Origin of the sequence: Hafnia sp. (assembly GCF_036648275.1) — a bacterium.
GTDB lineage: Bacteria > Pseudomonadota > Gammaproteobacteria > Enterobacterales > Enterobacteriaceae > Hafnia > Hafnia alvei.
Window position 1 is genome coordinate 1 of the sequence record NZ_JAVXIQ010000005.1, and the last position, 15212, is coordinate 15212.

The window sequence follows — 15212 nt, forward strand, 5'->3', positions numbered from 1 at the left end:
CTTGCATGGCATGCAAGAGGTCAGCGGTTCGATCCCGCTTAGCTCCACCAAAATTTGAAAAGCCGACAGAGATGTCGGCTTTTTGCTTTTCTGCATTTCGTTCTGAAATTCTTTTCTCTTTCCGCTCTCTGATTTCAACGCTTTCGCTATTGATTCAATAAACACCCTGCCTAATAGTCCTGTAAGCACCGCTACGGACTTTTCTGTAAAAAGAGATGTCATTGGGTGACAGGCAATAAAAAAGGCGCCTAAGCGCCTTTTAGCCAATCAGAATTTATCTAGCGTATTACAGGAACAGACCTGCAATTGACGCAGACAAAATACTTACCAGCGTAGAACCGTAAACCAGTTTCAGACCGAAGCGAGCAACCACGTTTCCTTGGTGTTCGTTCAGGCCTTTGATAGCACCGGCAACGATACCGATAGAAGAGAAGTTAGCGAATGAAACCAAGAACACAGACAGAATGCCCAGTGAACGAGGAGACAGTTCGGTCGCAATTTTCTGCAGGTCAATCATGGCAACGAATTCGTTAGAAACCAGCTTGGTTGCCATGATGCTGCCAACGTTCAGCGCTTCGTGACTTGGTACGCCCATTACCCATGCAAATGGATAGAAGACATAGCCCAGCAGTCTCTGGAAAGTCATGCCGTCAACGTGGAATAGCGCGAAGACCCATTCGGTCAGGCCGTTCAGCGCAGCAATCAGCGCGATGAAACCAATCAGCATAGCGGAAACGATAATCGCAACTTTGAAACCAGCCAGAATATATTCGCCCAGCATTTCAAAGAAGCTCTGACCTTCGTGGGTGTTTTTCAGCTGAATGTCAGCCTCACCTTCCACAGAATAAGGGTTAATCAGGGACAGTACGATAAAGGTACTGAACATGTTTAACACCAATGCGGCTACCACAAACTTGGCATCCAGCATGGTCATGTATGCACCAACGATGGACATAGAAACGGTAGACATCGCCGTTGCTGCCATGGTGTACATACGTTTTTCAGACATTTTTCCCAGAACATCTTTGTACGCAATGAAGTTCTCAGACTGACCCAGAATCAGCGAGCTCACGGCGTTGAAAGATTCCAGCTTACCCATGCCGTTGATTTTAGACAGCACGGTACCAATTGCGCGGATGATAACCGGCAATACGCGGATGTGCTGAAGAATACCAATCAGAGCAGAGATAAAGACGATTGGGCACAGTACGTTCAGGAAGAAGAAGGCCAGACCTTTGTCACTCATGTTACCGAAGACGAAGTTGGTACCTTCTGCCGCATATTTGAGCAGCGTTTCGAAGAATCCAGAGAAACCCTTCACGAAGCCCAAACCAATGTTGGAGTTCAGGAAGAAGTAAGCCAGCAGGATTTCAACGACTAACAACTGAACAATGAAGCGCACGCGAATGCTTTTGCGATCGCGGCTAACGAGCAGGGCAAGTACCGCTACCACCGCAAGGGCTAAAACAAAATGCAAAATAGGGGACATACAGTGCTCCAAATTATGAGGCAGGCTAAATTTCGCAGCACATTCTATGTAACGGCACAGGTAAAAACGAGACTTAGGTTGCAAATATTGAAATTGTTATAACGTAAATCAAGAAAAAAGTTAGAAAAGTAACAAAAAACCCCCAAGGACCATGTTGATGAAAGTTTGAAAAGTTGTGATATTATTATTAAACACCATAGTTCGCTTATTGGGAAGAAATGCCAGCAGCGATAGTGGTAGCGTGTTTAAGAGCTGAAAGCGCCTTGTCAGACTCCACAAGCAAACGGCCTATCGAACGGATAGGCAGTATCGTTTAAGTTGATATTGATAATCATTATCACTTATACAATAATGGAGTTAATCACGAAGTTTAGGTCACAAATCATTAGTGTGACTATAGGTGTTAAGGTGGCTGGTATGCTTGATTCACGTGTTGCAGAAACAACTCCTCCTGCGTCGCGGAAGATAAAACTTTCGCTGATGGGACCCGCCTTTATCGCCGCTATCGGCTATATCGATCCTGGTAACTTTGCGACTAATATTCAGGCCGGTGCGTCTTACGGCTACAAGCTGCTGTGGGTCGTTGTATGGGCCAACTTCATGGCCATGCTTATCCAACTCCTTTCCGCAAAACTTGGCATTGCTACCGGTAAAAACCTAGCGGAACATATTCGCGATCGCTTTCCACGTCCGGCGGTTTGGGCTTATTGGGTGCAGGCTGAAATCATTGCCATGGCGACCGACTTGGCTGAATTTATTGGGGCCGCTATTGGCTTCAAATTATTGCTGGGCTGTACGTTGTTGGAAGGGGCGGTTTTAACCGGCATTGCGACTTTCCTGATCCTGACGCTACAACGCCGTGGGCAGAAACCACTTGAGCTAGTTATCGGTGGTCTGCTTCTTTTCGTTGCTGCGGCCTACATCGTGGAGCTGGTGTTTTCTCAGCCAAGCGTTGCTCAGCTCGCGCATGGAATGTTGGTTCCTGATTTACCCACTCACGAAGCGGTATTTTTAGCTGCCGGTGTGCTAGGCGCAACGATCATGCCGCATGTGATTTATCTGCACTCGTCACTGACGCAAACTTCTGCATCGTTGGGGACCAAGGCCGAACGTTACTCGTCCACTAAACTCGACGTTGCTATTGCGATGACTATCGCCGGTTTTGTTAACCTTGCGATGATGGCAACCGCAGCGGCCGCGTTTCATTTTAGCGGCCACAGTGGAATTGCGGAGCTGGACCAAGCTTATTTAACGCTAAAACCGCTGCTAGGTAACGCCGCAGCTACCATTTTTGGTTTGAGTCTAGTTGCCGCCGGATTGTCTTCTACCGTGGTGGGAACCTTGGCTGGTCAGGTGGTTATGCAAGGTTTTGTTCGCTTTTACATTCCGCTCTGGGTGCGCCGAGTGGTGACCATGCTGCCTTCTTTCATCGTGATTATGGCAGGGCTGGATGCAACCCGTATCCTATTGTTAAGTCAGGTGCTGCTGAGCTTTGGTATCGCTCTGGCACTGGTGCCGTTGCTGCGTTTCACCGGTGATAAAGAACTGATGGGCGACATGGTGAACGGACGTACCGTTCAGGCGCTGGGTAAAGTTATTGTTGTGGTAGTCGTCGGATTAAACTTTTACCTGTTGGCGAGCATGCTGTTTTAGCGATTAGATAATTTGTTTTTGGAAAATTAATAGAAAAGCAGGTTCATTTTTGTGAACCTGCTTTTTTTATTCAGTCATTAGCGATGGTCATGTCGGTCATCACGATCGTGGTGGTCATGGCGATCGTGTTTTTTATAGTGACCATAATGGTTGCCGCGGTCATGGTGCTTATATTTGTTTTTATGGTCATAGCGGTAATACTTCCCGCCGCGTGAATAGTAGTTTTTCTGCCACCAGTTGTGGTCACGCCAGCGGCCACCATCCCAGTAATAGCCGCGAGGACTGCGGTCACCGACCCAACGGCCTTGATGATTGCGCCACCAGTTTTGATCACGCCAGTCATAACCATCCCAGTAATTTCCTCGCTGATCGCGATCGCCAAGGTGCAAGCTCACGCCGGGAAGTAAATCGATATCAGCTGACGTGGCCTGTGCTACGCCCAGAGGCATCAGGCTACAAAAAGCGAAAATAACTGCAGCTATACGCGGATTCATGTTTTTCTCCTTTACGGGGAAGGACGTTGGTTGGCATCATCTTCAATGAACAACACATAACGCCGTCATTCCTTTATGTGAGCTGATATTAGCATTGTGAATGTGATGACAATGTGGAGAAATGGGGTAATCCGCTGTTAATCGCGACGTTTGAGATTATTCTGGCGGCCTCGCCAAGTTAAGGAGCAGTAGACGTGAGCAAAAGTGAAAAACAGAAGATGATTGAGGGTGAAAACTACTACTCGTCAGATCCTGAGTTAGTGGCCGATCGACTACGCGCGATTGATTTATGTTTCCAGTTTAACCATACCTTGCCGTCGCAGCAGCAGACGCGCAAAGAGCTGCTGGAAGCGCTGTTGCCGAATGTGGATAAGCAGGCTGAGATCACCGGGCCGTTCTTTTGCGACTACGGCTACAACATTAAAATTGGGCAGCGATTTTACGCCAATACGGATCTGACCATTTTGGACATCGCGCCTGTAACTATCGGCGATGACGTGATGTTCGCCCCCCATGTGCAGCTATATACCGCGGCACATCCTACCCATCCTGAACAGCGAATCTCAGGCATTGAGTTTGGTAAGCCGATTACGATTGGCAACAAAGTGTGGATTGGCGGCGGGGTGATTGTGTGTCCGGGCGTCACCATCGGTGACGGTTCGGTGATTGGTGCCGGCAGCGTGGTAACGAAAGATATCCCGCCGCGCGTTGTTGCAGCGGGAAATCCATGTCGTGTACTGCGTTCGGTTGATGAAGATTAACTGGCCAGAATTTTTTCGATAGCGCTGAGCTCTTCGGCGCTAAAATGTCGGTTTTCTAGCATGCCAACGGCATCTTCGATTTGGCTGATACGGCTTGCGCCAATCAGTACCGATGTCACGCGATCGCCTCGTAACACCCAGGCCAGCGCCATTTGCGACAGTTTTTGCCCTCGCGCCAGCGCCATCTCATTAAGCTGTTTAATTTTCGCCAGCTTCTGTTCAGTAATGGCTTCTGGCTTTAAGAACTGGCTGTGTGCTGCGCGTGAATCTTCTGGTATTCCATGCAGATATCGATCTGTCAGCAGGCCTCCCGCCAGTGGGGAAAATGCAATCGAACCAACCCCTTCTTCTTGCAAGACGTCCAACAAACCGCCTTCAACCCAACGTTCAAACATTGAATATTTAGGTTGATGGATCAAGCAAGGCGTTCCGAGATCGCGCAGGATCTCAATTGCTTGGCGAGCCGTTTCAGCGGGATAGTTAGATAGCCCAACGTACAGGGCTTTACCCTGACGCACGATGAGGTCGAGAGCGCCCATGGTTTCTTCGAGCGGAGTATTGGGATCAGGGCGGTGGTGATAGAAAACATCCACATAGTCGAGTCCCATGCGTTTCAGGCTTTGGTTAAGGCTAGCCACTAAATATTTTTTGCTGCCCCAGTCACCGTAAGGCCCTTCCCACATGGTGTATCCCGCCTTGCTTGAAATCACCATTTCATCGCGATAGGACTGGAGATCGTGTTGTAGAACACGGCCAAAATTGGTTTCTGCCGAGCCGGGAGGGGGGCCATAGTTGTTCGCGAGATCAAAATGAGTGATGCCTAAATCGAAAGCGCGCAGCAGCATATTGCGGCTGTTGTCGAAAAGGGTGGTATCACCAAAGTTATGCCACAACCCCAGCGAGATAGCCGGTAGCTGTAAACCGCTGTTACCGCAACGTCGGTATTCCATCGATTGATAGCGTTCGGGATTTGCCAGATAACTCATTGATCTTCCTTACACGATGACATGAAAAAAGACGACAAACACGCAGTACGCCTCCTGAAGCTAATCGGTGGCATGCGTGTTCACTGCGTAAATCTAGCTTTCCATCATGCGCCTGAGCCGGTTTCAACGCCATCAAAAAGAGCCCCCTATACTTTTAAACGTGAACTAACTTCTCGTTTTTTCAGCGCTTACTGCTCTGAAATGTCCATTGGGAGCATCGCAATGAGCAAGACTTCAAATAGCACGGTGTATAGCGTATCCGACTACCTCCTTGACCGACTTTCACAGGCGGGTATTCAGCACGTGTTCGGCGTTCCCGGAGACTACAATCTGCGTTTTCTCGATTTTGTTACGGCTCACGCCGATCTTGAATGGGTGGGATGCGCCAACGAACTCAACGCCGCCTATGCCGCTGATGGATATGCTCGCTGTGCGCCCGCAGCTGCGCTGGTGACCACGTTCGGGGTGGGGGAGTTGAGTGCGATTAACGGCACCGCAGGCAGCTATGCTGAATATTTACCGGTCATTCATATTGTAGGGGCTCCAAATAGGCGTTCTCAGCAGAAAGGGGAGTTGCTTCACCACACGTTAGGTGATGGCGATTATGGTCATTTCTACCGCATGGCGACTGAAGTGACCTGCTCGCAGGCCGTATTGACGCCAGAAAATGCGGCGGTTGAAATCGATCGTGTTCTCAGCGATGTGCTCTATCACCGTCGGCCAGGTTACCTCTTATTGCCAAGCGATGTGTGTGATGAACCGATTCGAACCGAACTCTATCCCTTCGCCGCGCGGCAAGATGAGATTACTGGGCTAAATGAATTTGTTCAGGCAGCGCGTGAGCTGCTTATGCCGGTGCGTAAGGTGGCATTATTGGCCGATTTTTTGGCCGACCGGTTTGGTCAAAAACAGGCCGTTCAGCAGTTGGCTGATTTACCCGGCGTTGCCAGCGCAACGCTGCTCATGGGGAAAGGTGTTCTCGACGAAAGTCAGCCAAACTTTGTTGGCACCTATGCCGGAGGCGCTAGCCAACCCTGCGTGAAGGCCGCGATTGAAAATGCGGATGCATTAATAAGCGTGGGTGTGAGGTTAACCGATAGCGTGACGGCGGGTTTCACCCATCAGCTCGCGTTGAATAAAACCATCGATATTCAGCCATTTTCAGCCAGCGTGGCAGGGCGCGTGTTTAGCCAATTACCGATGAATGACGCATTGGCCGCATTAATTGATCTGGCACGCGAGCTTTGCGTGGAGTGGCAATCCCCCGATGCCCAGCGAGATAGTTTGCCTGAAGGGCACGGCAATCAACTTGATCAACATACGTTTTGGCAGCAGGTCCAGCGATTTTTACGCGCTGGTGATATCGTGATTGCCGATCAGGGGACTTCGAGTTTTGGCTCTGCGACGCTGCGTTTGCCCAAAGACGCGAGCTTTATCGTTCAGCCACTCTGGGGCTCGATTGGCTATACGCTGCCCGCGGTACTGGGTGCCCAACTGGCGCAGCCACAGCGCCGCGTCGTCCTGCTGATCGGCGATGGTTCGGCTCAGCTTACGATTCAAGAATTGGGTACGCTGCTACGTCATGGGCTAAAACCGGTGATTATTTTAGTCAACAACGATGGCTATACCGTAGAGCGAGCGATCCATGGCCCCGAAGAGGTCTACAACGATATTGCCGCATGGAATTGGACTCAAATTCCGGCTGCACTTTCGGTGAACGGCAATGCGGTCACCTATCATGCAGACAGCGTGCAATCTCTGCAAAAAGCCTTAGATGCGAGCAAAGCACCAAGAGCGCTGACGCTTATTGAAGTTATGCTGCCAAAAATGGATGTACCGGAATATCTGGCGACGCTGAGCAAAGCGATTGCCGAGCGTAATGCATCACATCAGTAATTGGCTAAATCAGTCTCAAGCGGGCATATCCAGCAAATAATCTTTAATCCAGCTCCCTGCCGGCCCCGGCGGGGAGTTTTTTGACCACACCACGTCGACAGAAATAGATTTTGGCCAGCCGGGCACTGACAGCGGCACCAATTCTTGTTGATGGCAAAATTCCTCCACCAACGCGCACGGTAGTACGCTCCAACCAAATCCTTGAACTGCCATGCTAAGCAACAGCAAATAGTTAGGTGCAGACCAAATCAAGCCATGCATTTGGGTTTGATCGCGCTCGAGATAGGTACTTAAACGTAGTTCGCGCACGGCGTTGAGTTCTTCTGGTCGAATGCGTTCGCGTAGCGCGAGCGGATGTGACGGGGCGGTATAAATTGCCATTTGAGTCTGCTTGCTTAACCGCGCTACGCCGATATCCGGCGGATAATGCTTGCGCGCTTCGATCAGTCCAATGTGGGCGCGGTTTTTTTGCAGCAGATCGATAACGTCTTCATCTTCGCCAATCAGACATTCAAATTCCGTATCGGGGTAGCGCTGGTCGAATTGCTGTAGCAATGCTTCTAACGCGCTGGGGTGGAAGGTGTCGGAAAGTACAAACGTCAGGCGCGGCTCAACGTTATCCATCAAACGCACGGCTAACTGGTCTAGGCGCTCGCTGGCAGCCAAAATTTCCTTCACGTGAATCAAAACACGCTGCCCCTGTTCGGTAAGAACCGGATGGCGAGCCGAACGATCGAACAGCGTCACGCCCAAATCATCTTCTAAATTGGCAATCGCGGTGCTGACTGTGGACTGACTTTTATGCAAACGGCGTGCGGCGGCGGAGAATGATCCGGCCGAAACGGTTTCGACAAAGGCATTGAGTGCTTCGGGAGAGTAACGCATAAAGTATCTATTTTATCGATGGAACCTAATTTTAATATAGCGATAAACCCGAGGATAATCACCTTCTCTGACATAACTCAGAGCATTAATTTGAGGTTTTATTCCGTATGCAACGTAAATCTTTGATGGAACGCGTGTTCCACGCCGTCACTTTTGAGGCCATTGCGACTCTTATCTGTGCGCCCGTTGGCGCGTATTTGATGCAGCGCTCAGTATGGGAGATGGGCGGCCTGACAATTATTCTGGCTACTGCTGCGATGATCTGGAATATCATCTACAACGCGATATTCGATCGTTTATGGCCGGTTAGCCGCGTGGTGCGTAATGTAAAAGTCCGTATTCTCCACGCGCTTGGCTTTGAGTGCGGGTTTATCGTGATCGGCGTGAATATTGCCGCGTATGTGTTAGGCATCTCGATGCTACAGGCGTTTATGCTGGAATTGGGCATCATCCTGTTCTTCTTGCCATACACCATGGTCTACAACTGGGTGTATGACACGCTGCGTGAGCGCATTGTTGCACGTCGTGCGGCTCGCAATATGGCGTCAACCTTACGCTAATGCTGTACTCATTCTGCCCGCCTGCGTTATGTTAACCCGTAGAGATAATAGCGGGTTAACAGGAGCAACAGCATGAAAACGTTAGGCTTACTCGGCGGAATGAGTTGGGAATCTACGGTTCCGTACTATCGAATTATCAACGAGACCGTAAAAAACCAGCTGGGTGGACTACATTCCGCTCGGCTGGTTTTATACAGCGTCGATTTTGCCGAAGTCGAACACCTACAGATGCAGGGCGAATGGCAGCAGGCCGGTGAGCTTTTGGCAGATGCCGCGCAGCGTCTACAGGCTGCTGGCGCAGAAGGTATTGTGGTGTGCACCAACACCATGCACAAAGTGGCTGAGCAGATCCAAGCACGTAGCGGTTTGCCGCTGCTGCATATTGCCGACGCCACTGCGGCACGCATTCAGGCTAAAGGCTTAACGCGCATTGGCCTGTTGGGTACGCGTTTCACGATGGAGCAAGATTTCTACCGTGGCCGACTCACCGACACCTTTGGCATTGAGGTCATCGTTCCCAACGAATCCGACCGCGAAATTATCCACCGCATTATTTATCAGGAACTGTGCTTAGGCCAAATCCGTCCTGAATCACGCCAACAATACCGCGAGATTATGCAGCGGTTAGCTGAGCAAGGCGCGCAGGGCATTATTCTGGGATGCACTGAGATTGCATTGCTGGTAGACCAAACCGATGCTGACGTTCCGCTGTTTGATACGGCGCAAATTCATGCTGAATACGCTGCGCATTGGGCGTTAGGCAACGAAAGCGTTTAGTGTAAAAAAGGGTTTAGCCCCTCTTTGCTGAAACGATTTTTGTGATCGGTTTCACTATTGCGCGCCGTAGTGCGGAGTGGCCGTTGTGGGGGTGATACGGCTGTGTTTAGATGCGATCAGATTTTTTTCGGTGGTTCAGACAGCATTTTTTGGGAGAAGGCAGTATGACAACGCACGCACTGGTCGGGGACGTAGGGGGCACGAACGCGCGATTGGCTCTTTGCTCGCTGGAGAACGGTGAAATCTCGCAGGCAAAAACCTATTCAGGGCTGGAGTTTGACAGTTTAGAAGCCACGATTCGTACCTATCTGCAAGAGCATAACGTTTCCGTCAAAGAAGCCTGTATTGCCATCGCCTGCCCCGTGACAGAAGACTGGGTGGCGATGACCAACCACACGTGGGCGTTCTCTATTGCTGAGATGAAAAAAAATCTGGCGCTGGAGAAGCTGGAAGTCATTAACGACTTCACTGCGGTCTCCATGGCTGTTCCGATGCTTAAGCCTGAGCATCTGATGCAGTTTGGCGGTAAAGCACCGTTGAAGGATAAGCCGATTGCTATCTACGGCGCAGGGACGGGGCTAGGCGTAGCGCATCTTATTCATGCCGCCGATCGCTGGATCAGCCTACCGGGCGAAGGTGGGCACGTTGATTTTGCCGCCAACAGTGAAGAAGAAGATCTGATCCTTGAAGTGTTGCGTCCAGAACTTGGGCACGTTTCTGCCGAGCGTATTTTATCCGGCCCAGGGCTGGTTAACCTTTATCACGCCATTGTGAAATCGGATAACCGTTTGCCGGAAAACCTGGCGCCTAAAGACGTTACCGAGCGGGCACTGGCTGACTCCTGCACCGATTGCCGCCGCGCACTCTCGCTGTTTTGCGTGATAATGGGGCGCTTTGGCGGCAACTTGGCGCTAAATATGGCAACCTTCGGCGGCGTGTATATCGCGGGGGGCATTGTGCCTCGTTTTCTTGAATTCTTTAAGGCATCGGGCTTTCGTGCGGCGTTTGAAGATAAAGGGCGCTTTAAGGAGTATGTGCATGATATTCCTGTTTATCTTATCGTACACGACTTCCCTGGATTACTGGGCGCGGGCGCGCATTTGCGCCAAGAGTTAGGCATGAAAATCTAGTTAGATTCTCGATGCCCGCTGAAAATAAAAGTAAAAAGCCTGCGCAGGACACTGAGCAGGCTTTTTTGTGAGCATCAGCAAAATAAATTAGAAATGTTTTTTGACGTATTGCTCCATTTTACTCTTTAAATCAATCAGTTTGGTCGCTGGTGCTTTATTGCATTCTTCAATCACCATCGGCGTTACAAACTCGTCGACCTGCTGCTCATCAACGTAATCACCGCCTTTATAGTGGGTATCTAAATTGCTTACCCAAAATACAACCGGTGTTTGTGCCTGTGTATCAAGCGCCAAAAAATCTTCACAGGACATGTGAATGGGGGTAGTTTTAGATTCTTTGGGTTTTGAACCGGTGGCGTTGGTTGTTGCGGTCGGAGCGTCTAACGTTAAGACTGCGTTGTTCTGCGCATTATTGCTTTGTGAATCACTGTTTTGAACCGAGGCTGCGTAGGTGCAGGTGGTCGCCAGAAGTGTGGTTAAAAGCGCTATTGAAAAGGTTTTGTAATTCATCATCGCTATTCTCTCTTCGATCCAACAGAGCAAACCGCTCATAAATACATCATAAAAGTGCCATTTCCGTTGATATCTGTCATAACGAGCGGAAGTTGTTTTGTAACACAAATAGTATATAGCACTTTTTAAAATGTTGGATTTAGATATTAGCTCTATAAATATAGTTTTTTGGTCTGTTTGCTATGCGTTGATTAGCGCTTTTAGCATGGGATTGATCGAAATGGATCTCGCGATGAGATCCATTATGAAGGCGGTTGGCTAAATATAGATTTGAATTTATTCGATACTATAGCCGCATAAGTTGGCGGAATGCTTTTACTTTTCCACGGCTTACGGGGACTTCAAACTCAAGATCGGTGAGGCGCAATACATAGGTGTTATTAAACCACGGTACGATCTCTCGGATTTTAGATAGATTAACGCAGTACGAACGATGGCAGCGGAAAAACTTCTCTTCAGGCAATCGGTTACAGAATTCAGTAATGTTCATTGGCATCACAAATTCTTCGCGGCGGGTATAAACTCGGGTGACCTTTTCATCCGCCGCTGCATAATAAATATCGTTGCACTCGGTGACGATGATGCGTTCGTCTTTTATCAGGTTAATCGTTTTGGGAGCCGGCCGCGCTACGGTGTTGTTGTTGGTTAACTCCTGCTCGCGCTGGTGGCTGGCCTCTAGTTTTTGCAGCATGGTGATGATGCGTGACTCGTGATAGGGCTTAAGAATGTAATCAAAGGCCTCTAGCTCAAAGGCTTCTACCGCATGTTCTTTGTAAGCGGTGATAAAAACAATCTGCGGCTTACGCGCAAATTTGCTGAGATTTTGTGCCAGCAGCACACCGTCCAACGAAGGGATATTGATGTCGAGAAAAATAGCGTCCACTTCGTTGTGCTGTAGGTATTTCAGCACATCAAGACCATCCTCGAAGGTGCCCACAATCTGAATTTTGCTGTGGGTTCGGATCAGATAGCTTAACTCTTCCTGCGCTAAAAACTCGTCTTCTACAATGATCGCTTTCATAGCGTATTAACCTCCTTGGGTTCTCGCACCGTGAGTTCGTTGTGCGTAGGAACGCTTGGGGTAATGTAAAAATAGATCTCGGTGCCGGGTTCAAGGCGGCGGATATGCAGACCATCGCCATACAGCAGTTTGACGCGTTGATGTACATTGAGCAGACCAATTTTATTATTTGGCATATCGCCGTGCGTCACCCGGTCAATGGTTTCCTGACTGATCCCGTTACCGGTGTCTTTGATAGAGATTCTTATCCGGTTATCTTTCTTTTTAACCGCAATTGCTACCACGCCTTTGCCGCGACACGGCTGTATTCCGTGCACAATAGCGTTTTCAACTAACGGTTGAATCAGCAGGCTAGGAATAGTTAAATCGACGTCGTCGATGTCAAAAATAACCGTCAACTTACTGCCAAAACGCGCTTTTTCAATCGCCACATAGTCTTGGATTTGGTGCAGCTCGCGCTTGATGTCGATGTGCTCATCGTTGAGCTCCAGATTAAAGCGCAGGTAGCTGGCTAAATTAATGATCAGCTGGCGAGCGGTATCAGGATTAGTGCGAATAGAAGAAGAAATCGCGTTAAGCGCATTAAAGAGAAAATGAGGGTTAATTTTGCTTTGCAGCGCGCGGAGCTCGGCTTTGTCTGCCATTTCGCGCAGCTGTTCAATGCGAGAAACTTCGATTTGCGTTGAGATAATCTGCGATAGGCCGACGGCCATGACCTTCAATGAATAGGTGATTTTGTGCGCGTGGCAGTAATAGATTTTTAGTGTACCGGTGACTTCACCTTTTTCACGTAGCGGGATGATAATTTGTGAATGGATCTGCGGCGTGCGGTGGGCTTCATCGTTGTTATTGATCGTGATGTCACCGCGCTGAATCGTTTGGCGGGTTACATCGCTAATCAGCTCTTCGCCGATATTGTATTGATCTTCGCCCACGCCCACGTAGGCGAGGATATTTTCGGTATTGGTGATGGCCACCGCATCGGCGTTGATATCTTCGCGGATGATCCGGCAAATAGTCATCAGTGATTCACTGTTGATATTGCGGAAGTAAGGCAGCGTTTTGTTGGCGATATCGAGAGCCAGTTTCGCCTGACGTGCGGCGATAACCTCTTTTTCATCTTCAACGCTTTGTACCAACAGCACGATCAAACCGATGCAGCCAGCGCCGAGGATCATCGGTAAACCGATGTGCTCAACGATATCAATCCCCAGCGGTTTTGAATCGATAAAGACGATAATCAACACCATCGTCAGGCTTTCGCACAACATGCCCGCTAAGATACCCGCGCTCCAGCGCTTTTCTTTCGCAATCCGTTGATGGATCCACGCTGAAATAATCCCGGCGATGATGCTGCTGATTAAGCATGGGATCGCGGTTACGCCATCCATATCGATTAAGTAGCGATGCACGCCCGCGATAACGCCGGTTGTGATCCCCACCCAGGGGCCAAAAAGTATCCCGCCGGAAATAACCGCAATAATACGCACGTTGATTAATGCGCCTTCAACGCTGATACCGTTATAGGTACTAAACAGGGCGAAGGTGGTAAAAATCGCGGTGACGGCGGCCAGCTCAACCCGTGTATGTTGCTCTTTTTGCAGCAGTTGGCGGAACAGGCGAATGCGTGTCAGAAAAAAGATGCAGATCAGCATCAGAGCGGCGCGTTCAAACACCGCCAGCAGCATATTGAAGTTTTCTTGCAAAATATTATAAACCGAATAATTCAGTGTGTTGATGTACGGCGATTATAGCCATAAAGCCTCCATGATGATAATCAACCAGAGCGATGGCGCAGATTACCGTAATGAGGGAAGGGGAGGGCGTTGTATCTAGACGACAATCAATCTATCGCAGATGAGCTCTGCGATAGCATGAGGAAGCGCAACTAATTTTGTTCTTCCCACTCGTCTGAGGCGGCTTCGCCTTCTTCAGTATCTAATGGCGGTTCGTACTGGAAGTCGTCTTCATCCCATTCGTAGAGCGTATTCTCAGTGATCCACTCTTCGCGAATTTCTACCTCATCATAGTCATTATCAAAAATTGCCTGAGCTGCTTCACCGCTAAATAGCGGTACGCCATCACCACCTTCATCTTCGGTAGCGTGGAATTCCGCGAGCCACATGATTTCCCCGTCCTGCATGACATATTTTTGCAGATTGAATTGGGCGACCTGTGAGGCGTCATCGCTGTTTTCATGATCGGCTAAATAGGCTTCTCTGGCGGCCTCTATAGCTTCATCTAAGGTCAGATACATGTCCATGATGTTTCTCGCTATTGGTTGTGGTTATGAAGTTTGAGTTCAAATATCAATTGTTGATAATTTCTGCAAAGGTGCAAGAAAACGACAAAGTTTTTTTGTGCGCAATCTTGGCAACATATGTGCTCAATCATGACTTTGACTGCTCCTACTGCTATGGTTCAAGCCTCTTTGGTAGAAAAATGATGACTAAAATGAAAGTTGTATTCCATGTTTCAGAATCAACGCACTGCATTCCCGCGTTTAACAGCGCCACTAATCTATTGAAAGCACGCAACGGCAAATATACTGATATTCATATTGTGTTTACCGGTTCAGCCATCAGCACGTTGATTGCCGACAGTGACGAATCACCAAACTGGGAGACATTGCAGCAGGATAACGTCATTTTGCTGGCCTGTGAGAATGCCATGCGGGCGAATAGCATTACGCTGGATCGGCTATTGATGGGCGTGAACTCTGTTCCTGCGGGCATATTGGCACTGGTTGAACACCAGCAAGAGGGTTATTTTTACATCAAACCTTAGCGGGCACTTCAATTCGGTGGCTATATTCAGTGGCCCGCTAAACGCAATCCCACTTAAACAATTGTGATGTTATCGCTTTTACTTTCCTTATTAATGAATTGGTCAATCGGAACAATGGATAAAAAAGCAGCTTTTTTCTATTAAGGACCACGTTATGGCTGGCTGGTTTAAATTTATTCAGTGAAATTTTTTATCTTGCACAATCAGGCATTTATTAGGGATCTTCCTAAAAAACACTTAATGTAACATTTTGATTTTAA

At 48.8% G+C, this 15212-nt stretch carries 16 protein-coding genes; 7 read left to right on the plus strand and 9 right to left on the minus strand.

Features of this window, described 5'->3' with window-relative positions; all coding sequences use genetic code 11:
* Window positions 1–267, minus strand: a 267-nt coding sequence (locus tag RSC70_RS06380) for a hypothetical protein (RefSeq protein ID WP_332542066.1), incomplete at its 3' end; no start/stop codon positions are given.
* A 19-nt stretch (window positions 268–286) separates the two neighbouring features.
* Window positions 287–1489: a NupC/NupG family nucleoside CNT transporter gene (locus RSC70_RS06385; RefSeq protein WP_025800785.1), complete on the minus strand. Its 1203-nt coding sequence runs from the start codon at window positions 1487–1489 to the stop codon at window positions 287–289.
* 417 nt (window positions 1490–1906) lie between these two features.
* Between RSC70_RS06385 and RSC70_RS06390 the strand changes: the two genes are divergently transcribed.
* On the plus strand, window positions 1907–3142 hold the full coding sequence (locus tag RSC70_RS06390) for an Nramp family divalent metal transporter (protein WP_130934148.1): 1236 nt from the start codon (window positions 1907–1909) through the stop codon (window positions 3140–3142).
* Window positions 3143–3219: 77 nt separating this feature from the next.
* Here the strand turns inward: RSC70_RS06390 and RSC70_RS06395 are convergent, their stop codons facing one another.
* Window positions 3220–3636 carry a DUF2502 domain-containing protein gene (locus RSC70_RS06395; RefSeq protein ID WP_080764369.1) on the minus strand — a complete coding sequence of 139 codons (417 nt, stop codon included), beginning with the start codon at window positions 3634–3636 and terminating at the stop codon, window positions 3220–3222.
* 218 nt (window positions 3637–3854) lie between these two features.
* Here RSC70_RS06395 and RSC70_RS06400 point away from each other — a divergent pair, with 218 nt between their 5' ends.
* Complete coding sequence (locus tag RSC70_RS06400; protein ID WP_282806988.1) at window positions 3855–4397, plus strand: sugar O-acetyltransferase; 543 nt, start codon at window positions 3855–3857, stop codon at window positions 4395–4397.
* Here RSC70_RS06400 and mgrA read toward each other — a convergent pair.
* Window positions 4394–5383 (minus strand): L-glyceraldehyde 3-phosphate reductase, encoded by a 990-nt coding sequence (gene mgrA, locus RSC70_RS06405; RefSeq protein WP_332542067.1) that lies wholly within the window; start codon window positions 5381–5383, stop codon window positions 4394–4396. The two genes, RSC70_RS06400 and mgrA, sit on opposite strands and share 4 nt — an antisense overlap.
* Window positions 5384–5605: 222 nt before the next feature.
* On the opposite strand from mgrA, the gene RSC70_RS06410 reads away from it, so the two are divergent.
* The gene (locus tag RSC70_RS06410) at window positions 5606–7279 is read left to right on the plus strand and encodes an alpha-keto acid decarboxylase family protein (protein ID WP_332542068.1); all 1674 of its coding nucleotides are present in this window, start codon (window positions 5606–5608) and stop codon (window positions 7277–7279) included.
* A 15-nt stretch (window positions 7280–7294) separates the two neighbouring features.
* On the opposite strand, the gene RSC70_RS06415 is transcribed toward RSC70_RS06410, so the two are convergent.
* Complete coding sequence (locus tag RSC70_RS06415) at window positions 7295–8164, minus strand: LysR family transcriptional regulator (protein WP_063585586.1); 870 nt, start codon at window positions 8162–8164, stop codon at window positions 7295–7297.
* 107 nt (window positions 8165–8271) lie between these two features.
* Between RSC70_RS06415 and RSC70_RS06420 the strand changes: the two genes are divergently transcribed.
* The 3 genes from RSC70_RS06420 to glk all read left to right on the plus strand — a co-directional run bounded on the left by RSC70_RS06420 (window position 8272) and on the right by glk (window position 10631).
* A complete protein-coding gene (locus RSC70_RS06420) occupies window positions 8272–8724 on the plus strand; it encodes a multidrug/biocide efflux PACE transporter (RefSeq protein ID WP_063585585.1) in 453 nt (150 codons plus the stop codon).
* A gap of 72 nt (window positions 8725–8796) precedes the next feature.
* Window positions 8797–9501 (plus strand): aspartate/glutamate racemase family protein, encoded by a 705-nt coding sequence (locus RSC70_RS06425; RefSeq protein ID WP_130934144.1) that lies wholly within the window; start codon window positions 8797–8799, stop codon window positions 9499–9501.
* A 164-nt stretch (window positions 9502–9665) separates the two neighbouring features.
* A complete protein-coding gene (glk, locus tag RSC70_RS06430; RefSeq protein WP_040045781.1) occupies window positions 9666–10631 on the plus strand; it encodes a glucokinase in 966 nt (321 codons plus the stop codon).
* Between the two features lie 87 nt (window positions 10632–10718).
* On the opposite strand, the gene RSC70_RS06435 is transcribed toward glk, so the two are convergent.
* The 4 genes from RSC70_RS06435 to RSC70_RS06450 form a co-directional block, all read right to left on the minus strand.
* Entirely contained in the window at window positions 10719–11183 is a 465-nt protein-coding gene (locus RSC70_RS06435) for an HdeA/HdeB family chaperone (protein ID WP_332542069.1), read from the minus strand.
* Between the two features lie 247 nt (window positions 11184–11430).
* A complete protein-coding gene (locus RSC70_RS06440; protein WP_282806800.1) occupies window positions 11431–12165 on the minus strand; it encodes a LytR/AlgR family response regulator transcription factor in 735 nt (244 codons plus the stop codon).
* Entirely contained in the window at window positions 12162–13853 is a 1692-nt protein-coding gene (locus tag RSC70_RS06445) for a sensor histidine kinase (protein WP_040045783.1), read from the minus strand. Before RSC70_RS06445 ends, RSC70_RS06440 begins: the two co-directional genes overlap by 4 nt.
* A 200-nt stretch (window positions 13854–14053) precedes the next feature.
* Complete coding sequence (locus RSC70_RS06450) at window positions 14054–14428, minus strand: MysB family protein (protein ID WP_040045784.1); 375 nt, start codon at window positions 14426–14428, stop codon at window positions 14054–14056.
* 179 nt (window positions 14429–14607) lie between these two features.
* Between RSC70_RS06450 and RSC70_RS06455 the strand changes: the two genes are divergently transcribed.
* A complete protein-coding gene (locus RSC70_RS06455; RefSeq protein ID WP_227741599.1) occupies window positions 14608–14952 on the plus strand; it encodes a DsrE family protein in 345 nt (114 codons plus the stop codon).
* The last annotated feature ends 260 nt before the right edge of the window (window positions 14953–15212 follow it).